Here is a 24,179-nt window from a genome sequence, read left to right as displayed (position 1 = left end):
ATCCCGTGCGGGGGATCGCTTGAGCCCAGCTTCACACAGTCGTTACACGAATTCAAACTGTGCGTCGGATTTTGAAATCATATTGTCAGCGACTGAGGCTAGACACCTGCAACATCGCTTGTATCCGCCGTCGGCAGCTTGAGCACGACCCAGAGTCCACCCATGCTTGATTTTTGAAGTTTGATATCGCCACCATAGAGCTGCGCAAGATCTTGTACGATGGCAAGCCCGAGGCCGGAGCCCGCCTCGCGAGAATCCCATCGTTCGCCGATGTCAAACACAACCTCGAACGCTTCCGGCGGCAACCCCTTCCCATCATCTTCCACGTGCAGATCGAAAGTCTTGTCGGAGGTCGGCCCGTGGCACGAGATGCGAACACGAGATTTTGCGTGCTTGCAGGCGTTGTCGACAATGTTCGCCAGCATTTCATTGAGGTCTTGAGGATCGCAGGCGACTAGAAGACCATCGGAGACGTCGACGGTAATCGCCACGCCGGTTTCTCCGTACAGCCTGCGAAGGGCGCTTGCGACCTCCTCCGCAGCTTTGCGAACCTCTGCCACAGTGCCCGGTATCGAGCGGAGCGCAACGGCGCGGGCTCGCGATATCTGGTAGTCGATCTGGGTTTGCATTTTGCGACATTGAGTCAGGATCGTCGCCGACGATTGAGGCAGGCCGTTTTCCTCGATGCGATAGGCCTCGTCCGTCAGTACGGCGAGAGGAGTCTTTAATCCGTGTGCCAGATTTCCGGCCTGCGTCCGCGCCCTCTGTATCAGCTCTGAGGTCGAGACGAGCAGGGCATTGAGGTCGTTGACCAAGGGGAGGACTTCCAGCGGGTATGCTCCGTCCAGCTTCCTGGAAGCGCCCGTTCGCACATCCGCCAGCGAGCTTCGCAATGTGTTTAGCGGCTTCAGCGCGTACAAAATCAGGAGTACAGCGCCGGCGATCATGGAAAATCCGAATCCTATCAGAGCCCACGACAGAATGCTGCGGAACCGAGACACGGCGACGTCGACGTGACGTTGATCTGTTCCGACAACGAACCGTACCGGCGAGCCCTCGAGCGTCCCGTCGGTACGCGCGGCAAAGAGAACAGCTCCTGTTGGTCCTGCAGCTTTGCCGGCGTGCGTGCCGGTATCTATCGGAAAATCCGGCGGCATCGAGAGCACCGAATTTTCCAGAGAAGCGGACTTCGCTAGAACTTTATCTGCTGTCTGGATTTCCCAATAGTATCCCGACATCGGGATGTCGTAGCGAGGGTCGCTGAGTTGACGTGAGAGACGAGGCGGCGTGCCGGACTTGAATTCCGCCAAGTGAGCGAGTTCATCCAGATGCTCGTAGATTTCGATATAGATCTGATCGGACACGTGGCGCTTGAATACTCCCGACAGAACGAAACCCGCCGAGATCATTCCGATTGTAATCCACAGCGTGGCGGCCAGGATCAGTCGTTGTTTCAAGCTCGTCATGCCGCCGCTCAGTCCATCCGGTATCCGAGTCCACGAACAGTGGTGATGACGTCGGCGCCGAGCTTCCGCCGTAAACGGCTGATGTAAACTTCGATGGTATTTGACTCCCGGCTGTCCTCGAGCGCGTAGAGATGATCGACCAGCTCGGCCTGCGAAACGATGCGGCCAATGCGATGCATGAAGTAGGTCAGCATCTTGAGTTCACGCGCGGTCAATTCGATGCTCTCGCCATTTTGGCAGACGCGGTTCGACGTCGTATCGAGCGAGATGCCACCGTGCGTGAGCACCGGACTCGCAATTCCCGAGGCGCGTCGGATCAGCGCTTTAAGCCTTGCCGCAACTTCGGGGACGTGGAACGGCTTGGTGATGTAGTCGTCCGCACCTGCGTTAAGACCGTCGACTTTCTCCGCCCATGTGCCCCGTGCACTGAGAATCAAAACGGGGAGCTTGCGATCGGACGCGCGCCAGCGCTTGAGAACATCAAGACCCTGCATCTGCGGAAGTCCGAGGTCGAGGATCGCCGCGGCGTACGTCTCGTCCAATCCCATGGCATAACCATCAGCCCCGTTGTCCGCGCGTTCGACAGTAAATCCTGTTCGCGCAAGACCGGCTACAAGTCGGCCGGCGATTTCATCGTCATCTTCTATCAGCAGTATGCGAATGGGCGCGTCTCCCGCGTATTCACGCTTTCTAGCAGCATCTTCCTGAATTGAACCTGAAAACGGCTGTCAGCCTTACTGCAGGTTCAATTCAGGTTCCTTTCAGCTCGGCATCGCATCTCCCCCTGGCACGGCACTGCCGCGAAAAGGGATGCTTGGATGCCTGGAAGAAGTTTAGTTTTTCGCGTTCTGGCTATCATCGCCGCACTTGCGCCGGAGTCCGTTGCGGCAAAGGACGTGAGCGTTACACCTGAGCAGGTCAGACGCCTCAACATCAAGCTTGAACCCGTTCGATCTGCGAGCACGGAAACGGTCGCTGTCCTTCCCGGTACCGTTGTTCCGCCCTTGAACTCTCGGCTTGTTGCCGCCGCACCCTTCGCGGGAACGGTGAACCAAGTGCACGTGCTGCCGGGTCAACGCGTGGTCAAGGGCATGCCCATGATCACGGTTTCGAGCCGCGAACTGCTCGAAGCTCAAAGCCAGCTCGCTCAATCTGAGGCTGAACTGCAGACGGCTGACGCCGTCGCACGGCGAAGGCGCACGCTTGCCGATAAAAACTATCAAAATCCCACACTGGCAGATGAAGCCGAGGCTCAGGTGGCGAAAGTCCGCGCCGTTCTAGAGCAGCATAAGCGCGCGACGACGCTAAACGGAATAATCGCCGGAGAGAATGGACAATACACCATCCCGGCGCCGTCCGATGGAACGGTGGCGGAAACACGCGTCATGCCCGGCGACAAAATCGAGGCAATGGCCGCGACTGTCACCATCGACACCAGCGATGAGCTATGGGTCGAGATACAGGCGCCCGCCGACGTCATTGCCAACGTCAAACCCGGCGACGTCGTACAGATCACCGACGGACCAGCGGGCAAAGTGGTTTCGGTCGGAGGCTCTCTCGATCGGATGACGCGCTCCACGGTGATGTTTGCAAGCATCCCGGCCGGCTCCCGTCTGCGCACCGGGCAGATGGTCACCGTCAGCATTCTGCGTCCGACCGTTACCGACGCTCTGAATGTGCCCTCCTCGGCCATCGTCAAAATCGGCAATCGGCCAGCGGTATTCGTGCGCAATGAATCGGGATTCACGCTCGTGGCGGTGGAACTGCGCGGCAGCTCTCCCAACAACGCAACGATCTCAGGCTCGGTGACAAGCAAAGCGCAGGTGGCAACGAGCGGTCTACCCCAGCTCGAGCGCATGTTGGCTGGAGAGTAGCGAATGTTGCGCCGTCTGATCGAGTTCGCACTCACGCAGCGGATCTTTATCCTTGCGATGTCCGGCCTTGTCGCGGCTGGCGGCTTCTATGCGTTCCGGACGATTCCAATCGACGCGTTTCCGAACATCTCGCCCGTTCAGGTGAAGATGATTCTGAAAGCGCCGGGCATGACGCCGGAGGAGGTGGAAACAAGGATCATCACGCCGATCGAGATGGAGCTGCTTGGCATCCCGGGGCAAACGATCCTGCGGTCGGCAGCAAAGTACGCGATTGCCGATATCACGCTCGATTTCGCCGATGGGACCGACATCTACTGGGCGCGCCAGCAAGTTGCGGAACGCCTGGCGGGCGTGCGCGGCGATCTGCCCAAGGACGTCACGGGCGGCCTGGCGCCGGTCTCGACACCGCTTTCAGACATCTTCATGTTCACGATCGAGGGCGGAGACCTGACGCTCGAACAGCGCCGAAGTCTACTTGATTGGACGATACGTCCGGCTCTTCGTACCATTCCCGGCGTTGCCGACGTCAATGCGCTCGGGGGCATGGTTCGGACATTCGAAATCATTCCCAATCAAGCCGCGCTTGCGTCTGCAGGTCTCGGCATTCCGGATCTCGCCGCCGCCATCGAGGCGAACAATCGCAACGACGGCGCCGGGCGATTGGTCGAAGGCGAAAAGGCACTCGTCGTCCGCGCTCAGGGCGCCATCGCGACGCCCAACGACCTCGCACAGATTGTCCTGAAACTGGATGGTCCGCGCGTGTTGCGTCTTGGTGACGTTGCGAAGATCCAGATCGGGAGCCTGACGCGATACGGCGCCGTCACCGAAGACGGAAAGGGCGAAGCCGTTGAGGGCTTGGTGTTGTCGTTGCGCGGCGCCGACGCTAGCGCCATCGTCAAGGCTGTTCGACAACGGCTCGATGATCTCAAGGCAAGTCTTCCGCCCGGCGTGCGGATCGACGTCTTCTACGATCGCTCCGATCTCATCGCCAGCGCGGTCGGCACAGTCAAAAAAGCACTGATCGAAGCTACCGTTCTCGTGGTGCTCCTGCTCGTCGCCTTTCTGGGCAACTTGCGCGCGGCGCTCGTCGTCGCTGTTACGTTGCCGTTCGCCGCTCTCATGACGTTCGTCATGATGCATCTCTTCGGCATGTCGGCAAACCTGATGAGCCTCGGCGGACTGGCGATTGCCATCGGCCTCATCGTCGATGCTGCGGTCGTCGTTGTCGAGAACACGGTCGAACGGCTTCAGCACAATCAAGGGCCGGCTGCGGTGCCTAAGCTGCACACTGTCTATCGGGCCGCAAGTGAGGTCGCCGTACCTGTCGCGGCCGGCATTCTGATCATCTGTCTCGTATTTCTGCCGTTGCTGTCGCTGCAGGGCCTCGAAGGCAAGCTCTTCGGCCCGGTCACGCTTACGATCATCTTCGCTCTAAGCAGCTCGCTGATTTTATCACTCACGCTGATCCCCGTTCTTTCCTCGCTGATGCTCAACGCCGGTCCACATTCGGAGCCGCTGCTGATGCGGTTTCTCAATCGGGGTTATCGCGCGCTGCTCAAGTCCTGCCTTGCCTTCCCGCTGCCGGTTTATCTGGTCGCCGTCATGGGTATCGGCCTCATGGCCGTCGCGTACGGCGCAGTCGGAAAATCGTTCATGCCGACGATGGATGAGGGGGCGGTGATTATGCAGATCACCAAGCACCCATCGATCAATTTGCAGGCGAGCATCGAAGGCGATCTTCAAATTCAGCGCGTGCTGAAAGAAAAGGTGCCGGAGATCGAGCGCATCGTTGCGCGCGTCGGTTCAGACGAATTGGGGCTCGATCCTATGGGCCTCAACGAGACTGACACGTTCATGGTTCTTAAGCCGAAGCATGAGTGGCGCGTCCCGGATAAGGCGTGGCTCCTGGAACAGCTTCGCGCCGCAATGGCCGATCTCCCGGGCTATGAATTCGCGTTTACGCAGCCAATCGAGATGCGGACCAATGAAATGCTGACGGGGGCGCGTGGCGACCTCGCCGTCAAAATTTTCGGCCCAGACATCAAAACGCTTTCGGATCTTGCGGGGAAAATTCAGGCGACCCTGAGCAATGTCGCGGGCGCCGCGGAAGTTTCGACAGTCGCCAACGACACCGTCGACTATCTTCAAATCAATGTCGACCGCCTCTCGGCGGGCCGCACTGGCCTTTCGCCGACAAGACTTCAAGACGAGCTTCGCTCAACTCTTGAGGGCTCCGCAGCTGGCATCGTCGCAGAGCCCGGACGCAGAACCAATATCATCCTGCGCGGCGCACAGGCCGTTCGCGAGGCGCCGGAGATTTTTGCCGCGACGCAGCTCTCGTCGGGCGATGGCGGGCTCGTTCGCGTCGGCGATGTTGCAAAGCTCGAGCGCGTCGCAGGCCCTGTCAAGATCGATCGCGAGAATGCGTCGCGTTTTGCCATTGTGCAGGCTTACGTTACCGGCCGCGACCTCGTGGGATTTGTCGAAGAGGCCCAACGCGTCGTCGCCTCTCAAGTGCAGCTGCCCCAAGGCTATTACCTCGTCTGGGGCGGACAGTTCGAGAATCAGCGCCGCGCCGCCGCCCGTCTCGTCATCGTCGTACCGATTGCACTCGGCCTGATCTTTGGCGTCCTCTTCGCCGTGCTCCGCTCGATCCGGCAGGCGCTTCTTATCCTAGTCAACATACCGTTTGCTCTTGTCGGCGGCGTTCTCGCACTCTGGATGTCCGGCGAATATCTGTCGGTCCCTGCTTCGGTCGGCTTCATCGCACTGCTTGGCATAGCGGTGCTGAACGGACTTGTGCTTGTCAGCCACTTCAATGAGCTGCTGGCCGCAGGCGCAAGCGTTGCCGAGGCCGTGTTTGAAGGAGCGCTTCGACGGCTTCGGCCGGTGCTGATGACCGCCAGCATCGCGGCGTTCGGGCTCGTCCCGTTGTTGTTCGCCAACGGCCCAGGGTCCGAAATCCAGAAACCGCTCGCCATCGTAGTCATTGGCGGTCTCGCGACCTCGACCGCGCTCACACTCATTCTGCTGCCGATCCTATTTCGCCGTTTCGGAATATCCGGACAGCGCCCAGCCAACACAATCGGACAACTCGCATGGACAAATTCCTTTGCAGGCTCACGCTCGTCTGCCCTCCGGACAGCACCGAGCGCATCGTCGAACTGATGCTTTCGCTGGATCCGCCGATCCCAGGCTTCACGACATGGGAGGCGAAAGGGCATGGCTTTGGATTCGTCGGCGCTACGGTGAGCGAGCGCGTTCGCGGTCACGTCAAGAGAAGCCTCATAACTACAGTCATCGAGCGGGCCGAAGCAGAGCGTCTTTTGCAACTCGTCGCGCAAAAAGCGGCGGTTCCTCACCTCACCTTTTGGATCGAGCCTGTCGACAGCTTCGGCCGGCTGCAGGCGTTGAAGCCGACCAGCACGCATCCCGCCGATCGGGCGACACACCAATGAGTCTCGATCTGCTCGCCGAAACCATTCTGACCAGCGCCGGGCCGCTTCTGTTTGTGGGGTGTGTTTGGGCTCTGGCGGTTTGGGCGCTCAACCTTCCCGATGCGCGCACCGAGTGGCTCCGCCGGCTTATCCCCGCCAGTCCGCCGCCAAAATCAAAACCGACGACGGCGCGGTCCTTCAAGGACACGACCAAAGACACAACCCGCTAACAGTTTAGGAGAATCAAAGATGCGCAGCATCACCGCACTATTGTTGTTTGGCACAATGGCGAGTCTCAGCGCTGGCGGCGTTCCCTTCGGACAAGCCAACGCTTCACCCTTGAGCCCTTCGGCGAACGGCACACCTCTTGGAGGGTTGGTGCATCTTGCAGACGCGCGCGATTATCGGCACTGCCACAACATCCACACGCGCGTTTACTGCCACCGGCGCGATCGTCTTCCGATGAATTGGCCGCCGCTGTCGGATACGCCGAGCCAAGACAGGCAAAAGCCTCGAGACGCATCCGAGCGTCCGACACGCACTCTGGATAAGTCATAGTTCAAGCGACAGCCGACAATGGCCGAAAAGACCGAGATGGCTCATGCTATATTGCGGTCGCAGGGTTAGCCCTAAGACCTCACGGACTTATGCAGCAAAGTTGCTTGAAACATGCGTGTGATCAAATACTCTTTCTCGATGTTCTTAGCGGCGTTGACGGTGCTGTGGCTTGTCGCCGAGCCGAGGGCATTTGCACCGGATAGTTTCTTCGCTTTCCGCTCGGTGATGGTTCAATACTCGGGCATTCTCACCATCGGCTGCATGAGCCTGGCCATGATACTCGCGCTTCGCCCGCGATGGCCCGAGCCCTGGCTCGGCGGCCTGGACAAGATGTACCGTCTGCACAAGTGGCTGGGCGTCGGCGCTTTAGTTATCGCCGTCTTGCACTGGCTATGGGCCAAAGGTCCAAAATGGGCTGTGAGCCTTGGGGTTCTCGAACGTCCGACCCGCGGACCGAGGCCGCCGGCAACGAGTCAGATCGAGCAGACCTTCGCGAATCTCCGTCAGAGTGCCGAGCAGATTGGAGAATGGGCGTTCTACGCGGCCGTTCTGCTCATCGTCATCGCCCTCATCCAGCGCATTCCTTATCGTTTCTTCTATCAGACCCACAAGCTGCTCGCCGTTGCGTATCTCGTGTTGGTCTTTCACTCCGTCGTTCTGATCAAGTTCACTTACTGGTCGTCTCCGATCGGCATCATCACTGCGGTGTTGTTGGCGGGTGGCGTATGGGCCGCCGTCATCCTTCTCCTGGGACGCGTGGGCATTCACCGGCGCGTGCCGGGCCGCATCGCGTCTCTCGAGTACTATTCCGGTGTGAGAGTTCTCGAAGCCGAGATCGACGTTCCCTCGGGATGGCCTGGCCATCAACCTGGTCAATTCGCCTTCGCCACGTCAGATGCGAGCGAGGGCGCACACCCCTACACGATCGCATCCGCGTGGAACGCAACTCACCACCGCATCAATTTCATTGTGAAGGAACTCGGCGACCATACCCGGCGGCTCAAAGACAAACTTGTCGTAGGACAAGAGGTCAGTATTGAAGGGCCTTACGGTTGCTTCACGTTTGATGACGCCTGCCCGCATCAAATCTGGATCGGTGCCGGCATCGGCATCACGCCGTTCATTGCCCGAATGAAATACCTCGCGCAGCTCCGCAGCAATGGCGAAGAACTTCCCTCTCTGAAGATCGATCTCTTTCATCCGACGGCCGATTACGACGAGGTTGCGGAGCGCAAGCTCAGAGCAGATGCCGAGGCCGCCGGCGTGCGGCTGCATTTTCTTGTCGATGCGCGCGATGGGCGTCTCAATGGCGACCGCATCCGTGCCGAGATCCCGGACTGGCCGGAAGCAAGTATCTGGTTTTGCGGTCCGGTGAAGTTCGGCGACGCCCTGCGAGCGGATTTTGCCCAGAAGCGGTTCCCTGTCCACGAACGGTTTCACCAGGAACTTTTTGAGATGCGCTGAACGCTGGCCTCTTCCTATTGGATTGGGCCATCGAGATATTGGGATCGTATCGCCGTAAGCAGACGGCTGGCGGAGCAATCGGGGCGGTAGGAGCGTGCAAACGATCGGCTCGCGCTACTCTAAAATCATTTAACTCATTGATTTTATTGGTGCGGACGGTGGGAGTCGAACCCACACGACGTTACCGTCTCAGGATTTTAAGTCCTGTGTGTCTACCGGTTCCACCACGTCCGCATCGACGGTCCTTATGACGGCCGAATAACGCGAGCGCAACTGAACAGTGAACGGAATTCGACCCTGCGTCAGGTTCGATCCGCACCGGAGGTGGCCGGTGGCGAAGTCTTCGGCGTCATGTTGAAAACGCCGTGGGCTTTTTTCATCAGCGCCAAGAGTTCGTCGGGCCGGTCGACGGCGAGCGAGTGCGGATACTGCGGGTCCGCGCCGACCAGCTTATCGGAGACGTTGCCTTCGGAATCGATGAAAAGCGTTCGCGGCACGTAGACGCCGTCGGGCGAGAACGCGCCATTCAGTTCCTTTTCGGCGTCGCCATCGACGAGGATCATCACGAAATCACGGGACGCCGCGACAATTCCGGGGTCTTTGAAGATTTCCCTGAAGCGCTTGCACACCGAACACCACGTCGCATGGAAAACCATGATGACGGGACGGCCTGTCTGTGACGATTCATAAATTCCGGAGCGAGCGTCGCGCCAATTGATTTCGGCACCGTTCCAGTCTTCGGCATGATTGGGCGTGCGTGCGAGGGCTGCCGTCGAGATGATCGCGATCAGAAGACAAACAACCGGTACAAGGGCGCGCGGCATACTGAAGGTCCCGTTTTCACTTGCCGAATTGTCCCGCTTTTGCTGGGCAAACACAAGGCCGACTGGAGCGCAGTAGAATTAATGTCCCGTCATGTCTGGTCTCTCAGACTGCGGTTTCCGACGCGCCCTTGAACCTGTTTTGATAGGCCTGAAGATGCACATAGGCGACGTCGAGCAAAGGTGTCGGCATGCCCTGCTCGCGGCCGCGGCGAATGAGATCGCCGACGATATGATCGGACTCGATCTCGCCGCCACGCTGGATATCGCGCAGCATCGATGCGGAAATGTTTGATTGCCGATCCGTCAACGTCGCGCGCGCACCTTCTTGCGCGGCGGGAGAGGGTGGATGACCGCACGCGTCCGCCACGGCTGAGCACTCGGCGAGCATGCTTGAGATCAGGCGCTCGCCTTCGTCGGTTCGCACGATCTCGCCAACGGACGCGCGCATGAGGCAGGTCGAGGCGGCGAGCGTCGCGAGGAAGAACCATTTCTCCCACATCGTGCCGATGACATCGCTGGAAAATCTTGCCTCGAAGCCGCCGCGTTCGAGTTCCTGCTGGAGACGTGTTGCGCCTTCGCGTTGAGCGGCCGTTCTCGGACCCTGAGTCAGCGAGGCGAACGGACTGAGATGGCGGATCGTTCCGTCGGCGTCGAGAACAACGCTGATATGGCAGGTACCTCCGAGCACGTGTTCTGCTCCGAACGCGCGATCGAGATCGTCGAGATGGCGCATGCCGTTGAGCAGCGGAAGGATGAGCGTCTTATCACCGACGGCCGGGCGGATCGTTTCGATCGCGTCCGCGAGGCCATACGCCTTGCTGCTCAAAACGATGGCGTCGTACGTTCCCGAAATCTCGTCGCGCGTGATGGCCTTTACCGGCGTCGTGACATCGCCGAGATGGCTTTTGATCGCGAGGCCGTCACGTTGCAACTGGTCGCGCCGCGTTGGCCGGACCAGAAACGTGACATCTACGCCTGCTTTTGCGAGCAAGGCGCCGAAGTAGCCGCCCGTTGCGCCTGCTCCAAGGATCAGAATTCGCATCGACATGAAATACCCCTCTCGAGATTTATGTCGTATTCCGATCTACGCGTTTCACCAATAGGACGCGCCGCGTTTGATCAGCGCGTCCCGGCTCAACGCTAAGCCTTCTTCTCCGGTGCGACGACGCGGAGGGAAAGTTCGCGCAGCTGCTTCGGCGTGACGTCGCTCGGCGCGCCCATCAGCAGGTCGTTGGCCTGCTGGTTCATCGGGAACAGCGCGACCTCGCGAACCGTCTTGCCGCCGGTCAGCAGCATGACGATGCGTTCGATGCCGGCCGCCATGCCGCCGTGCGGAGGCGCGCCGTACTGGAAGGCGCGGAACAATCCGCCGAAGCGCTGCTCAACGACCTCGGGTCCAAGTCCCGCGATGCCGAAGGCTTTGATCATCACCTCGGGCTTGTGATTGCGGATGCCGCCGGAGGCGATCTCGTAGCCATTGCAGACGATGTCATACTGATAGGCTTTGAGCTTCAGCCGATCTTCGTTCGTCGTTGCGGCATCGAGCGCTTCGCCACCGCCTTGCGGCATCGAGAAGGGATTGTGCGAGAAGTCGATTTTCTTTTCTTCCTCGTTCCACTCGTAGAACGGGAAGTCGACGATCCAGGCGAGCGCGTACTGGTCTTCCTTGACGAGCTTCAATTCCTGACCGGCGCGATCGCGCGCGGCGCCTGCGAACTTGTAGAAGTTCGCCGGGTTGCCAGCCGTGAAAAACACCGCGTCGCCGTCCTTGAGGGAAAGCTGCGCCTTGATTGCACCGGCGCGTTCCGGCCCGATGTTCTTCGCAATTGGACCTGCGCCGCCGTCCTCGCCGTCGCGCCAGAAGATATAGCCCAGGCCCGGCTGGCCTTCGCCCTGCGCCCACGAATTCATGCGATCGCAGAAGGCGCGCGAGCCGCCGGTTGGCGCGGGGATCGCCCAGACGCGGACTTTCGGATCTTTCTCGATCATACCCGCGAAGACCTTGAAGCCTGAGCCGCGGAAATGCTCGGTCACGTCCTGCATTTCGATCGGGTTGCGAAGGTCCGGCTTGTCGGAGCCATACTTCGCGATCGCCGTGTCGTAGGGAATGCGCGGCCAGTTGTTCGTCACCGGCTTGCCGTTGGCGAATTCCTCGAAAAGGCCAGTGAGCACCGGCTCCATCGTCGAGAACACGTCTTCCTGTTCGACGAAGCTCATCTCGACGTCGAGCTGGTAGAACTCTCCGGGAAGGCGATCGGCGCGCGGGTCTTCATCGCGGAAGCAGGGCGCGATCTGAAAATAGCGGTCGAAGCCCGACACCATCAGCAGTTGCTTGTACTGCTGCGGGGCCTGCGGCAGCGCGTAGAATTTGCCCTCGTGAATGCGGCTCGGCACGAGGAAGTCGCGCGCGCCTTCGGGGCTCGATGCCGTCAGGATCGGGGTCGGAAATTCGTTGAAGCCGGCGTCGTGCATACGCTTGCGAATGGCACGCGTGATTTCGAGCCGCTTCATGATGATCGCGTGCAGCGTTTCGCGGCGCAGGTCGAGGAAGCGATACTGCAGGCGCAAGTCTTCCGGATAGTCCGGCTCGCCGAACACGGGAACGGGAAGTTCCTTCGCGGCGGAAAGCACCTCGATCTCGGTCGCGTAGAGTTCGATCTCGCCGGTCGGAAGCTCGACGTTCACCGTGCCGTCGGGCCGGTCGCGGACCTTGCCGTCGACGCGGATGACCCACTCTGAACGGACGGCCTCGGCGGCCTTGAAGGCGGCGCTGTCGGGATCGGCGACGACCTGCGTGACGCCGTAGTGGTCGCGCAAATCGATGAACAGCACGCCGCCGTGGTCACGCACGCGGTGCACCCAGCCCGACAGCCGAACGGTTTCGCCGACATTGGCTTTGCGAAGCGCGCCGCAGGTGTGCGAGCGATAACGATGCAGTTTTGCCTCGGCCATTGCCGGAAACCCTTTGCTCGGTATGGGTGGAAATCGCCGCGGAAAAGCGCATGCGGGCGGGCGAAAGTCAAGGTTACCAGGGAGCGGCCGAAGTACCTGAAGTCCCCGCAAGTTTTAATCAATCGGCCCGCTGGCGCCGGGCGCCGGTGCTAAGCAACCCAAGAACGCCGCGAATCGCCTTCAGATCGGGCCGCGACCAAGCTGATGGCGACAACGGAAAATCGATACGCTATAGGCGTCGCTCAATGCAGACCATTACCACCACGCCGGAGCTGGCCGCACTTTGCGAAACCCTCTCCAGAAGCGACTACGTTGCCGTTGATACCGAATTTCTGCGCGAGCAGACGTTCTGGCCGTTGCTATGCCTGATCCAGCTTGCTGGCCCCGAGGCCGAGGCAATCGTCGATCCGCTGGCGCCGGGGCTCGACCTCACGCCGTTTTACCAGCTGATGGCCGACACCTCGACGGTCAAGGTTTTCCACGCCGCGCGGCAGGACATCGAAATCGTTTTTCTCAAATCCGGGGTTGTACCAACGCCGGTCTTCGACTCGCAGGTTGCGGCGATGGTCTGCGGCTTCGGCGACAGCATCAGCTACGTCAACCTGGTGAAGAAAACGACGGGCGCCGACCTCGACAAAAGCTCGCGCTTCACGGACTGGAGCCGACGGCCGCTCTCGCCGAAGCAGCTCGACTACGCGCTGGCCGACGTCACGTATCTGCGCGACGTCTATCAGCGTTTGCGGCAGACGCTGGATAAGACCGGGCGCACGCCGTGGCTGCAGGAAGAGATGGGCGTTCTCACCAGTCCCGCGACGTATGACACGTCGCCGGAGAACGCCTGGCAACGTCTGAGGCTGCGCGTCAAAGGCCGCAAATCGCTCGGCGTTCTGGTGGAGCTTGCGGCTTGGCGCGAACGCCTGGCGCAACAGCTCGATGTTCCCCGCGGACGCGTGCTGCGCGACGATGCTCTGTACGACATCGCCAACCAGATTCCGGTGAATGTCGAAGCGCTCGGCCAACTGCGCACGCTGTCGGACGGCTTCGCAAGGTCGCAACGCGCGAAGGAAATTCTGGAAGCGGTCAAGGCTGGCGTTGCGCGCGATCCAAAGACGCTGCCGAAAATCGAGCGCAACGAATCCTTGTCGGCCGAGGCAAGCGCGACGCTCGAGCTTTTGAAGGTGCTGCTGAAGGCAGCTGCGGCCGAGCATGGCGTTGCGCCGCGTATTATCGCAAGCAGCGAAGACCTCGAGCAGCTCGCCGTATCGAACGAAGCCGATGTTCTGGCGCTGCAAGGCTGGCGTCGTTCGTTGTTCGGCGAAGCGGCCCTGAAGCTCAAGCGCGGCGAACTCGCGCTCACGCTCGTCAACGGCGAAGTGCGCGCGGTTCCTGCGAGTCTTTAATGTGGCGATTGGCGACTCTCCTCCGGAGAGCCGGCCGCCAATCGCGGACAAGAGAAAATGGCGATTGGCTAAACGCGTTCCGCGAGCCGGCCGCCAATCCTGAGGGTTTTTGATTGCGATTGGCGACTCGCGTTCCGCGAGCCGGCCGCCAATCGCGCATAAACACTAGTGACCGTCGTCATCCTCACGCGTCGCGAGCCGATGCGAGCAAGCGTGGGGATCCAGCACAAAACTGCCGAAGGCTCATTATAGAGGTTGCAGCGAACCTATGCCGAAGTCCCGGCCTTCGAGGCGCCTGCGGCGGACTCGGCCGAGAATAACGGGAGCGCGACCTATTTCCGGCCGGGATCGTAACCGTGCTTCTGGCGCCACTCTGAAAAGAAGTATGAGAGGCTTTCGTCGATGTCGTGCGGCAGGACGATCTTCACAGTGACGAGCTGATCGCCGGAGCCAGCACGCGTGCGGACGCCCTTGCCCTTCAGGCGGAACGTCTTGCCGGAGCTTGTGCCTTTCGGGATCGCCAACTGCACGCGACCGGACGGCGTCGGGACTTCGACGCGGCCGCCAAGCACGGCTTCATCGATCGTAATCGGAAGTTCGAAAAGAATGTCGTCGCCGTCGCGCTTGAAATCGGGATGCGGACGCACCTTGATTTCGATCAGCGCATCGCCTGCCTCAGCGCCGAGCGATCCCTGAGTCCCCTTGCCTTTGAGGCGCAGCGTTTGACCGTCGGTCACACCTTCGGGAACGGCAAGATCGAGAACACCGCCGTCCGGAAGCGTGACGCGCTTCTTCGCACCGAGCACGGCTTCTAGGAAATCGACTTCGAGAGAGTAACGGAGATCCTGCCCGCGCGCCGCGAAGCCGAAGCCCTCGCGGCGACCGGCTCCCGCGCCACCGCCTGCGCTTCCGGCGCCGAAGACGTCAGAAAAAATATCGGAAAAGCTGAAATCCTCGAACGCTCCGGCCTGACCGCCGCGCGCCGCCTGCGGACGCCTCGGACCGCCCGGGCCTGCCCCGGCTCCCGCGCCCGCATGTCCCCAGAACGGCCGGCGCGGATCGCCTTTGCCGTCGATCTCACCCGCGTCGTACTGCCGGCGCTTTTCCGGATCGCTCAGGATGTCGTTTGCTGCGGTGATTTTCTTGAAGCGCTCGCCTGCCGCGGCGTTGCCGGGATTGACGTCCGGATGGTTCGCTTTCGCCAGTTTGCGAAACGCTTTGCGGATGTCCTCGTCGGTCGCGCGTCTTGAGACGCCCAAAATGTCGTAGAGGTCATCCGCCATGGAGGCCGTCTTCATCCTGCAAGCTTGTGCCTGCACTCTATCAGAATTTCTTGCGTCACAAGCGAGGCGTACCGCCTTTTACCCGCTTATTCTAATTTTCGGCTTTTTGCCGAGGAGGTCCGCCAAGGCTTCGAATCTGCGGCGCAGCCGCTCGCCGTCAAGCGCGGCATAGGCTCGCGGAATGGTCAGGACGAGCAGACCGTTTTCGTAGGTCAGGGGCGTCTGGTCGATGATCCCGGCCATGCCGATCGACAGCATATGGGCGGCCCTGATCGCGGCACCGACGATTCGGGCCCGGCGCTGGACCCTTTTGCTGACGAGGCTTCGCAGCCGCTCGGAAAGCTGCTCGCCGTTGGCTTCCGACGTTTCGTGGCGGTGAAAGACCGAGAGGGCAAGGAAAATCCGGCCTTGATGATCGACGCCGCCGAGGCCCGCGTGGGCGACGGTGTTGAGGCTTTGCTCGCCGCGATAATCGGGGTGAGCGCGCCAGCCGACATCCGACAGCAGACAGGCGGCATGGCGAAGGCGCCGCTCGTCGGCCGTCTCTTCGAGTGCGGGATCGGCAAAAATGCGATCCGTCCAGCGGCACAACTCCCAGGCGTGCTCGACGGAGCGCGACCGCAAAGCCGCATAGTCTTCGCAGAAGCTCAGCAACGGATCGCGCGCTTGCTCATGCGGCGGCAGCAGGCCGTAGATCAGTCCCTCGCGGATACCGAACACCGAAAAGACGATCTGGCGCGGCTGCATTCGCTTGATGAGCCGTTCGAGAACGAGAGCGCCGAAGGGCAGAACTTCGCGACGGGCGCGCGCCACGCTTGCGATGCCCGGGATATCGAGCGGCTTCTTCGTCTTGCGGAATTGCTCGCAGAGATCGATCGCTTCGCGCGCCGAGAGCTTGTAGCCCTGCATCACGTGCAGCGGATAACGGATCTGCTCCATGTGCAGCTTGGCGAGCGAGCGCCAGGTTCCGCCGACCGCATAAAATGTTCGACCTTCGCCGTTGCCAAGCCACGGCAGGCTTGCGAGCGCGCTGTCGATCGGATCGCCCGCGCGCTCGATCTTGTTGCCGGTGGTGTCGATGAGGCGCAAGCCGCCGAGCGGCAATGTCGCCTCTTCTTTCAGCCGGTCTTTCGCGAGATCGACGAGTTCAAGACTACCGCCGCCAAGATCGCCGGCGATGCCGTCGTCGTCGACGAAGCCCATCATGATGCCTTGGGCCGCGAGCCGCGCTTCTTTCTCGCCCGAAAGAATTTCGATCGAGGTGTCGAGGATGCGCTCGCCGCGCTGGATGAAGGACGGTCCGTTCTGCGCATCGCGAACGGCGGCGGTCGCAATGACCATCAAGTTTTTGACGCTCAGGATGCGCGCGATGGCCTTGAACCGCGCCAACGCGGCGAGTGCGCGTTCGACGGCTTCTTCGCCGAGACTTCCGGTCGTCGCGACCGAGCGCCCGAGGCCGCACAAGACCTTTTCGTTGAAGACCGGCGTCAGCGCGCGAACGGCGCCTTCATAAACGACGAGACGCACCGAGTTGGAGCCGACGTCGATGACGCCGATAGGCTCCAATTCATTGGTGCGCTCGTTTGCACCCAGGATTTCCTTCCAACGCGTCAAGCAGGCGCCTCAACCTCAATCCGGCTTCAGAAAGCGGAGCGGGAAGCTCTCTTTGAGCGACTGCCCACGACCTGAGAGCGACGGATTGGTCATGAAATATTTATGAGCGTTGAAGGCTTCCTCACCGGGCTCCGGCGCGATCCGCGTTGCGCTTCCGTCCGGATTGATCCGCCAGCTCTGCTGGTTGTCTCTCAAGTTCGCGACCATGATCTGGTTGAGCACCTGCTCGTGGACGGTAGGATTCTTCACCGGCGCCATTGCCTCGACGCGACGGTCGAGATTGCGCGGCATCATATCGGCGGAGCTGATGTAGACGGCGGCATCGGGTGAAGGCAAGGGCCGTCCGTTTGCAAAACAGTAAATGCGGGCATGCTCTAGAAAGCGACCGACGATGCTTTTCACACGGATGTTGCTTGAAAGGCCCGGAATGCCCGGTTTCAGGCAGCAAACGCCGCGCACGATCAGATCAATCGGCACGCCAGCGTTGCTTGCGTCATATAGCGCGGAAATAATCTGCGCATCGACGAGCGAGTTCATTTTCCACCAGATGCCGCTCGGCTTGCCAGCCTTGGCGTGGCGAATCTCTTCCGCGATGTGTGTCATAATCCGATTGCGGATGCCGTGCGGACTTGCCGCCATGCATTCGAGTTCGATCGGCTCGCCGTAGCCTGTCACAAAATTCAGAATGCGCGTGATGTCGCGGGCGATCACCGGATCGGTCGTAAACAGCGAGAGGTCGGTGTAAACGCGCGCCGTCTGCGGGTGATAGTTGCCCGTACCAATATGACAGTACGTCGTCAGCTCGCTGCCTTCGCGGCGGACGATCAGTCCGAGCTTGGCGTGCGTCTTAAGTTCGGTGAAACCATAAACCACATGGACGCCTGCGCTTTCGAGATCGCGCGCCCAGCGGATGTTCGCGGCCTCATCGAAGCGCGCCTTCAGCTCGACCACGGCGGTCACCGATTTACCCGCTTCAACCGCCTCCTTCAGCGCCTGAATGATGGGGCTGTCGCGTGACGTTCTATAAAGCGTCCACTTGATCGCCATGACGTTCGGATCGGCGACGGCCTGACGCAGATATTGAACAACGACGTCGAAGCTCTCGTAAGGGTGATGAACGACGATGTCTTTCTTGCGCACGGCCGCGAAGCAGTCGCCGCTGAATTCCCGGATACGTTCGGGAAAGCGGATCGGGAACGGCTTGAACATCAGATCGGGGCGATCGCCGATGATCAGCTGCGAGGTGTCGGCGAGCGCAAGGATGCCGTCCTTCACGAACACGCTTTCCTCGCGCACCTCCAATTCTTCAATGACGAATTTCTGCAGGCGCTCCGGCATGCGCGCTTCGATCTCGAGGCGGATCACGTTGCCGCGCCGACGCCGCTTCAACTGGCTTTCATAGGAACGAACGAGATCCTCGGCCTCTTCCTGCAATTCGATATCGCTGTCGCGCAGAACGCGGAATGCGCCCTGGCTCTTGATATCGAAGCCCGAGAAAAGCTCGCCGATGAAAAGGCCGATGGCGCTTTCGAGACGGACGAAGCGAATGTCTTTCGGCTTCGCGGGATTCGTTTCGAGGCGAATAAATCGTTCAAGCGCTCCGGGAATCGGGATCAGACCGTTCATGGCCTTGCCGTCCGCCGGGCGGACCAATTCCACGACGATCACCATCGCCTTGTTCGGGATAAACGGGAACGGATGCGCGGGGTCGGCGGCGATCGGTGTCAGAATCGGGAATATGCGTGTCAGAAACAGTTGCTCGAGCCAATCGCGTTCCGAGGTGGACAGCTCTTCCGCCTGCAGGACCGAGAGTCCAGCTTGGGAGAGCTCGGATTTGATCGTCTGCCAGAGCGCCTGCTCTTCCGCGACGAGCTTCGCCGCGAACTTGTTGATGGACGCAAGCTGCTGCATCGGCGTCATGCCGTCTTGTGACAGCGTGGTGATGCCCGCACGGACTTGGCCGTAAACGCCGGCAGCGCGGACCATGTAGAATTCGTCGAGGTTCGCGGCGGCGATCGACAGGAAGCGCAGGCGTTCCAGCAATGGATGCTGCGTGTTGGCCGCTTCCTCGACGACGCGACGGTTGAACTGCAGCCAAGACAGCTCGCGATTGTAAAAGCGATCCGGTCCTTTCGGGACCTCCTCGGCACCTGATTTCGCGACGCCTCTGCTCTTTGCGGTAGCCATGATTGGGATGCACTCTGAGTTCGGCCGAAGGGCCGATCGTTGGTTTACATCTAAATTGCGAAAGCGGCGCAAAACAAGCGCCTGCTGGACTAATATCCGAGTGAATCGAGCGCCGCGGCCGCGATCGCGCGGGTGACACGCCGTTGCAGCACGAGGGCCTGGCGATCCGCTTCGGCGACGAACCGCTCCGCGGCCGACATCGAGCGTTCCATGCGCACCAGGACATAGTCAACAATATGGGGTTCGACGCTCAATTGGCGATCGGCAAATAGTTTGACGAGAACCGCGCGCAAAAGGGCGTCGTCCGGCGCCTCGATCGATGCCAGCGGCAGCGCCTTCAGCCGGGAAAGAAGGTCAGGAAGCGCAATCTTGAGATCGCCCGGCGCGGTGTCGGTCGTCAGCAGGACCTGCAAGCGTTGCTCGCGCACAAGATTGAGCAGGTGAAAGAGAGCGGCTTCGTCAGTCAGCGTCTCGATATTTTCAATTATGACAGCTCCCGCCGACGCGACGGCCGGGACGTTTTCACGTGTCAGCGAAGCCGCCGGGTGCAGCGCCGCCTCGGAGCGAAGTTGCCAGACGTTGGCGAGATGCGTTTTTCCGCTGCCTCTTGGTCCAACAAGGATCGCCGCGCCGATGGGCCAATCCGGCCAGCGGTCGATGAGAGCCACGGCGGCCGCGTTCGAGTCCGAGACGAGAAAGTCCTCGAGCCCCATCGCGGCACGATGCGGCATTTCAAAAACGAGTTGCTCCGGCATGGACGCCATTAGGGTATCGACACTTTATGCTTCAGCGCTGTCGCGGCCGGTGTAGACCGAAGACGATAGATACGTCTTGAGCGCGAAGCGTACGAGCACGCCGATTGCGGCGGAAACCGGCACGGCGACGAGAAGACCAAGAAATCCGAACAGATAGCTGAACGTCAGCAACGCGAAGATCAGCCAGACGGGATGCAGCCCGACCTCGGAGCCGATGATGTTCGGAGACAGGATCGCGGACTCGAGCGCCTGGCCCGCGAGCATGATGCCGATGACGATCAAGATCGGCATCGTCTCGGGCCAGAACTGCAATATCGCAAGCGTGATCGCGGTCGCCGTGCCGAGCGTCCAGCCGACGACAGGGATGAAGGCCGCAAGTCCGGTGAACAATCCGACGAGCAGGCCGTATTCAAGGCCGGCCAAACTCAATGCCACGGCATAAAATGCCGCCAGCAGCACACAGACTGCGCCTTGCCCGCGAATGAAGGCCGAAACGCGCTGATTGATTTCCACCGCGAGCGCGCGAAGCTCTCCTGCGTTGTCGCGCGGCAGCCAGGAGTCGACGCTGGCGATGATCTTCGGCCAGTCCTTCAGCGTGTAGAAAAAGACAATCGGCGTGATCAGAACGAACGAGACGAAGTTAAAGGCCGCAGCGCCCTGGTTCCAGATGCTTTGCGCAACGCCGGCCATGAACGACGGCATCGAAGAGGCAAACGAATCAAGCGCCGAGCGAACGGTTGCTTCCGCTTCGGGGTAGCGTGACCCGAGATAATCGCGGGCGCTCGTCTCGATCATCAGCTTGATACGTTCGATCTGGCGAGGGGCCGCTTCGACGAGACCCGCCGCCTGCTGCACCAGGATCGGAACGAGGAACACAAGCGCCAGGACGATCAGAAACAGGACGAGCGCAAGCAGGAGAATGGATGACGCCCAGCGCGGAATACCTAAACGGCGGAGCGCATCCACGACGGGATTGAAAAAATATGCGAGCACGAGGCCGATGACGAACGGCAGCAGGACCGGCGCGAGAAGTTGCGCGAGATAGAGGAACACGACGGCGGTCACGATCCAGAACAGAGCGTGCCGCTCAATCTGCATGGCTTCTTTTCCTCCAGTCGGCATTTGTGAGCTTCGGGAATGAGCGAGAGGTTCTATGCCTTGGGGTCCGTCGATTCCGAATACGTCATGTGATGCAGCCAGACACGCAGGTAGACTGCGAGAGAGGCGATGGTCGTCGCTGCGGTGAGCAGGATCAGGAGCTGCACCGGTCCGTTGAGGTTCAGAAGGAAGGCTTCGTCGGCCAGCACGGTGCCTGCAAGCACGATCTGTACGAGGGTGTTGATCTTGCTGATGGCCAGCGGCTTCATCGGCGTCGGACGATCGAGCAGCCACGACAGAACGACGGCGATGATGATCAGTAAGTCGCGCGACACTACGAGGATGACAAGCCAGGACGGCAGCCGCGCGGTGACACCAAGTGCGATGAATATGCAGACGATCAGCAGCTTGTCGGCCAGCGGATCGAGGTAGGCGCCGAGTTCGGTTTCCCAGCCGAAACGCTTCGCCAGAAATCCATCGACGGCGTCCGAGATGCCCGCGATGACGAATGCAAGAAACGCCGGCTGCAGTTCTCCCGTCAGCAGCAGCCAGAACACGACGGGCACGAGGATGACGCGACCAAGCGTAATAAGATTAGGGATACTCACGCCGAATTGGATCCTGTGCTCGCGGCCGCCCCCGCGTTCGGTTGCGCGGCTCGTTCAGAACTGCTCGACCCTACCTAGCCTCTTGGAGTTCGTCTCGTCGAGCACATCTGCGAAAATGGATGCAAAAAAACCACCGGTGCGGGGTTTTTATGCCAACAATACGCGCACCTGAGTCTCAATATCGCGGTCTAAGAACCCAGCCTGTCTCAGTATTTGCGAATCTAAGACCGCGCGCACCCAATGTGTTCGCAAGACCACGAATGCCGCCGGTGAATTTCAAAGTGATGTTCGCATCGTGGTCCGACACCGAAAGAATGTTGAGGCTGTCGATGCCCGGGGTGTCGAGGAGCTGGGTGCGAATCTGGTCCCATTGCGCGGGGCTCGAAAACTCGGCGACGAATGTCACATCCTCGCCGCCGCCTCCGGTCGTGGCTTCCCAAACGGGCGTATCAGCCGCAGCCTGCGAAGCCGCCGTCGTGACGCCGGATTTCGTCGCCTTCCATCGGCCTTCAAGAACGCCCAGCGCGACGACGGCTGCGAGCTGCGAGGCATAATCAACGTCGCCGTCCGAGATGCGGTAGGTGCGCTTCAGCAGAATTGTGCCCACCGTATCGCGGCCCGCCAGCGTCACCGTGAGCTTCTTGGCCGCGAGGTCGGGCTCGGTGACGGCCAGGACGATCAGTTTCGTGCCGTAGGCATCGTTCAAGGCGCGCAGGCCTGCGTCGTCGCCAGCAAGCACTTTCGCAACCGTGTCGGATTGTATGTCGGGCTTCAGATCGGCGATGCTGACGGGCGTGATCGTGTGATCGAGATCGAGGCCCGTCCAGGCGCGGTGCCAGACGCCACTGTCGTTCGCTGGTTTCGCGGGTTCGCCTTGTAGCGACGCTGTGACGACGGTGACCGGGGCCGCCTGCTCGTCGACGAACGGAATGCCCTGGTGCGACAGGAGCGATCGCACGCCGTCGGGCTGAAACGAGAAATCCAGGTTCGCGATGTAGGCGGTCGCGGAGTTGCGCTCGGAACGCACGGTCACGCCCGACACGAGATCGGCGGCCTTGACGTTGGAGATGCGCGTGAGTTGCTTATAGGCCGTGACCGGAACGATGCGTTTCAGAAGGGAGCGGAACGCGGCCTGCTGACCATCGGCCAGCGCCTGCTGTTTGGCCGCCACGGCATTGCCGGCCGTCGCCTCGACCGGGTAGTTGGCGACCGTGTAGGCCATATTGGAGCCGGCGGCAGTCGCATGCCCCGTCAAAGCCGCAGCTATCGCCCAGAAGGTTAAAGCAACTGCCAAGGAGCGACCGGCGCGCACTGCATTCCCCTTCGTCGTGGATACCCCGGCCCGAATGCCTCAGTCGGCGGAGGCTTCGTTGCCCTCATTCGTCAGGGCTGCTACGACCGCCATGACGTGTTGGCAATGGGGCAAAAGTGAGTTTAACGACACGCCACGCTCGCTTCGCCCACAAAGATGCTGAGGCTTCCGCCTCGCTCTAATTTTTTCCGAGGATAGATGTCGTCGCCCACAGATAAATCCCAGAAGCCGATGACTTACGCCGACGCCGGTGTCGACATCGATGCCGGGAACGCGCTCGTCGCCGCGATCAAGCCGCTCGCCAAAGCCACGAGCCGGGCGGGCGCGGACGTCGACCTCGGAGGCTTCGGCGGGCTGTTCGATTTGAAGCGGGCGGGATTTCGCGATCCCATTCTCGTTGCCGCCAACGACGGCGTCGGAACCAAGCTCAAGATCGCCATCGACAGCGGGCAGCATTCGACGATCGGCATCGATCTCGTTGCGATGTGCGTCAACGATCTCGTCGTGCAGGGCGCGGAGCCGTTATTCTTTCTCGATTACTTCGCGGTCGGGAAACTCGACACGCATGTAGCGCGCGACGTCATCGCGGGCATCGCGGAAGGCTGCAAGCAAGCGGGCTGCGCACTGATCGGCGGCGAAACGGCCGAAATGCCCGGCATGTATAAGGCGGGCGACTATGACCTCGCGGGCTTCTCAGTCGGAGCGGTAGAGCGCGGGGAAATCCTTCCGCGTGCGGACATTGCCGTCGGCGACGTTCTGATCGGGCTCAAGTCGTCGGGCGTGCATTCCAACGGCTACAGTCTGGTTCGCAAGCTCGCGGAACGTGCGGGGATCGACTGGAGCGCCACGGCGTCCTTCGCGCATGGTCAAACCTATGCGGAAGCGCTGCTGACGCCGACGCGCATTTACGTCAAGCCGCTGCTCGATGCGATCCGCGCGACCGGCGGGTCTGGCGCAAATGGCGCGATCAAGGCCCTGTCGCACATCACCGGCGGCGGTTTGTCGGAAAATCTGCCGCGCGTGATGCCGAAGGATGCTTCTGCGCGGATCGATCTTTCATCGTTCAAAGCACCAGCGGTTTTCGGGTGGCTCGCGAAAGAGGGACAGCTTGACGACGTGGAGATGCTGCGCACCTTCAACTGCGGCATCGGCATGATCGTCATCGTAAGCAAGGCGCGCGCCGATGAGGTCATCGCGGCGCTCAAATCGGCGGGCGAAGATCCGGTCGTTGTCGGAGACGTCGTGCCGCCGACCGGCGAGAAATCCGAGGCCAAGGGCAAGGGCGAGGCCTGGGCTGTGAAATATGACGGGAAGCTTCAGTTCGGCTGAAGCGAGAGAGCCGTTGCG

The 24,179-nt window shown here is 60.8% G+C and carries 19 protein-coding genes and 1 tRNA gene; 7 read left to right on the top strand and 13 right to left on the bottom strand.

Annotation, left to right across the window (positions count from 1 at the left end; all coding sequences use genetic code 11):
• Positions 1 to 98: 98 nt before the first annotated feature.
• Together HYPGJ_RS14200 and HYPGJ_RS14195 are read right to left on the bottom strand one after the other, a co-directional pair.
• Entirely contained in the window at positions 99 to 1,466 is a 1,368-nt protein-coding gene (locus HYPGJ_RS14200) for a HAMP domain-containing sensor histidine kinase (RefSeq protein WP_046847720.1), read from the bottom strand.
• An 8-nt stretch (positions 1,467 to 1,474) separates the two neighbouring features.
• On the bottom strand, positions 1,475 to 2,095 hold the full coding sequence (locus HYPGJ_RS14195; RefSeq protein ID WP_348270907.1) for a response regulator transcription factor: 621 nt from the start codon (positions 2,093 to 2,095) through the stop codon (positions 1,475 to 1,477).
• A 267-nt stretch (positions 2,096 to 2,362) separates the two neighbouring features.
• Between HYPGJ_RS14195 and HYPGJ_RS14190 the strand changes: the two genes are divergently transcribed.
• From HYPGJ_RS14190 to HYPGJ_RS14170, 5 genes are all read left to right on the top strand, one after another.
• On the top strand, positions 2,363 to 3,340 hold the full coding sequence (locus HYPGJ_RS14190; protein WP_244466160.1) for an efflux RND transporter periplasmic adaptor subunit: 978 nt from the start codon (positions 2,363 to 2,365) through the stop codon (positions 3,338 to 3,340).
• 3 nt (positions 3,341 to 3,343) lie between these two features.
• Positions 3,344 to 6,508, top strand: coding sequence for a CusA/CzcA family heavy metal efflux RND transporter (locus HYPGJ_RS14185; protein WP_046847717.1), 3,165 nt, complete (start codon positions 3,344 to 3,346; stop codon positions 6,506 to 6,508).
• Complete coding sequence (locus HYPGJ_RS14180; RefSeq protein WP_244466158.1) at positions 6,439 to 6,798, top strand: DUF3240 family protein; 360 nt, start codon at positions 6,439 to 6,441, stop codon at positions 6,796 to 6,798. The genes HYPGJ_RS14185 and HYPGJ_RS14180 overlap by 70 nt, the downstream gene beginning before the upstream one ends.
• Positions 6,795 to 7,007, top strand: a complete 213-nt coding sequence (locus HYPGJ_RS14175) for a hypothetical protein (protein ID WP_046847715.1) — start codon at positions 6,795 to 6,797, stop codon at positions 7,005 to 7,007. The genes HYPGJ_RS14180 and HYPGJ_RS14175 overlap by 4 nt, the downstream gene beginning before the upstream one ends.
• A 439-nt stretch (positions 7,008 to 7,446) precedes the next feature.
• Positions 7,447 to 8,799: a ferric reductase-like transmembrane domain-containing protein gene (locus HYPGJ_RS14170; RefSeq protein WP_046847714.1), complete on the top strand. Its 1,353-nt coding sequence runs from the start codon at positions 7,447 to 7,449 to the stop codon at positions 8,797 to 8,799.
• A 147-nt stretch (positions 8,800 to 8,946) separates the two neighbouring features.
• On the opposite strand, the gene HYPGJ_RS14165 is transcribed toward HYPGJ_RS14170, so the two are convergent.
• The 4 genes from HYPGJ_RS14165 to aspS all read right to left on the bottom strand — a co-directional run bounded on the left by HYPGJ_RS14165 (position 8,947) and on the right by aspS (position 12,560).
• Positions 8,947 to 9,033: transfer RNA gene (locus HYPGJ_RS14165), tRNA-Leu, on the bottom strand.
• A gap of 68 nt (positions 9,034 to 9,101) precedes the next feature.
• On the bottom strand, positions 9,102 to 9,623 hold the full coding sequence (locus HYPGJ_RS14160) for a thioredoxin family protein (protein ID WP_046847713.1): 522 nt from the start codon (positions 9,621 to 9,623) through the stop codon (positions 9,102 to 9,104).
• Between the two features lie 103 nt (positions 9,624 to 9,726).
• On the bottom strand, positions 9,727 to 10,671 hold the full coding sequence (panE, locus tag HYPGJ_RS14155; RefSeq protein WP_083984135.1) for a 2-dehydropantoate 2-reductase: 945 nt from the start codon (positions 10,669 to 10,671) through the stop codon (positions 9,727 to 9,729).
• 92 nt (positions 10,672 to 10,763) lie between these two features.
• Positions 10,764 to 12,560 carry an aspartate--tRNA ligase gene (aspS, locus tag HYPGJ_RS14150; RefSeq protein WP_046848428.1) on the bottom strand — a complete coding sequence of 599 codons (1,797 nt, stop codon included), beginning with the start codon at positions 12,558 to 12,560 and terminating at the stop codon, positions 10,764 to 10,766.
• A gap of 260 nt (positions 12,561 to 12,820) precedes the next feature.
• Between aspS and rnd the strand changes: the two genes are divergently transcribed.
• The gene (rnd, locus tag HYPGJ_RS14145; RefSeq protein WP_046848427.1) at positions 12,821 to 13,975 is read left to right on the top strand and encodes a ribonuclease D; all 1,155 of its coding nucleotides are present in this window, start codon (positions 12,821 to 12,823) and stop codon (positions 13,973 to 13,975) included.
• Between the two features lie 332 nt (positions 13,976 to 14,307).
• Here rnd and HYPGJ_RS14140 read toward each other — a convergent pair whose 3' ends face one another.
• From HYPGJ_RS14140 to HYPGJ_RS14110, 7 genes are all read right to left on the bottom strand, one after another.
• Positions 14,308 to 15,258 (bottom strand): J domain-containing protein, encoded by a 951-nt coding sequence (locus HYPGJ_RS14140; protein WP_046848426.1) that lies wholly within the window; start codon positions 15,256 to 15,258, stop codon positions 14,308 to 14,310.
• A gap of 78 nt (positions 15,259 to 15,336) precedes the next feature.
• The gene (locus HYPGJ_RS14135) at positions 15,337 to 16,872 is read right to left on the bottom strand and encodes a Ppx/GppA family phosphatase (RefSeq protein WP_046847712.1); all 1,536 of its coding nucleotides are present in this window, start codon (positions 16,870 to 16,872) and stop codon (positions 15,337 to 15,339) included.
• Positions 16,873 to 16,887: 15 nt separating this feature from the next.
• Complete coding sequence (locus HYPGJ_RS14130; protein WP_046847711.1) at positions 16,888 to 19,059, bottom strand: RNA degradosome polyphosphate kinase; 2,172 nt, start codon at positions 19,057 to 19,059, stop codon at positions 16,888 to 16,890.
• 89 nt (positions 19,060 to 19,148) lie between these two features.
• The gene (locus HYPGJ_RS14125; protein WP_013216798.1) at positions 19,149 to 19,823 is read right to left on the bottom strand and encodes a DnaA/Hda family protein; all 675 of its coding nucleotides are present in this window, start codon (positions 19,821 to 19,823) and stop codon (positions 19,149 to 19,151) included.
• 15 nt (positions 19,824 to 19,838) lie between these two features.
• Entirely contained in the window at positions 19,839 to 20,912 is a 1,074-nt protein-coding gene (locus HYPGJ_RS14120) for an AI-2E family transporter (protein WP_046847710.1), read from the bottom strand.
• Between the two features lie 53 nt (positions 20,913 to 20,965).
• Complete coding sequence (locus HYPGJ_RS14115) at positions 20,966 to 21,520, bottom strand: CDP-alcohol phosphatidyltransferase family protein (protein WP_046847709.1); 555 nt, start codon at positions 21,518 to 21,520, stop codon at positions 20,966 to 20,968.
• A gap of 175 nt (positions 21,521 to 21,695) precedes the next feature.
• Positions 21,696 to 22,814 carry a DUF2066 domain-containing protein gene (locus HYPGJ_RS14110; RefSeq protein WP_244466157.1) on the bottom strand — a complete coding sequence of 373 codons (1,119 nt, stop codon included), beginning with the start codon at positions 22,812 to 22,814 and terminating at the stop codon, positions 21,696 to 21,698.
• 216 nt (positions 22,815 to 23,030) lie between these two features.
• On the opposite strand from HYPGJ_RS14110, the gene purM reads away from it, so the two are divergent.
• Positions 23,031 to 24,161: a phosphoribosylformylglycinamidine cyclo-ligase gene (purM, locus tag HYPGJ_RS14105; RefSeq protein WP_046847707.1), complete on the top strand. Its 1,131-nt coding sequence runs from the start codon at positions 23,031 to 23,033 to the stop codon at positions 24,159 to 24,161.
• Positions 24,162 to 24,179 lie beyond the last annotated feature (18 nt).

The sequence above is a fragment of the Hyphomicrobium sp. GJ21 genome, assembly GCF_001006785.1.
Taxonomy (GTDB): domain Bacteria; phylum Pseudomonadota; class Alphaproteobacteria; order Rhizobiales; family Hyphomicrobiaceae; genus Hyphomicrobium_B.
Note: the sequence above shows the minus strand (reverse complement) of the source record. Positions and strands in the feature narration are given on the sequence as shown.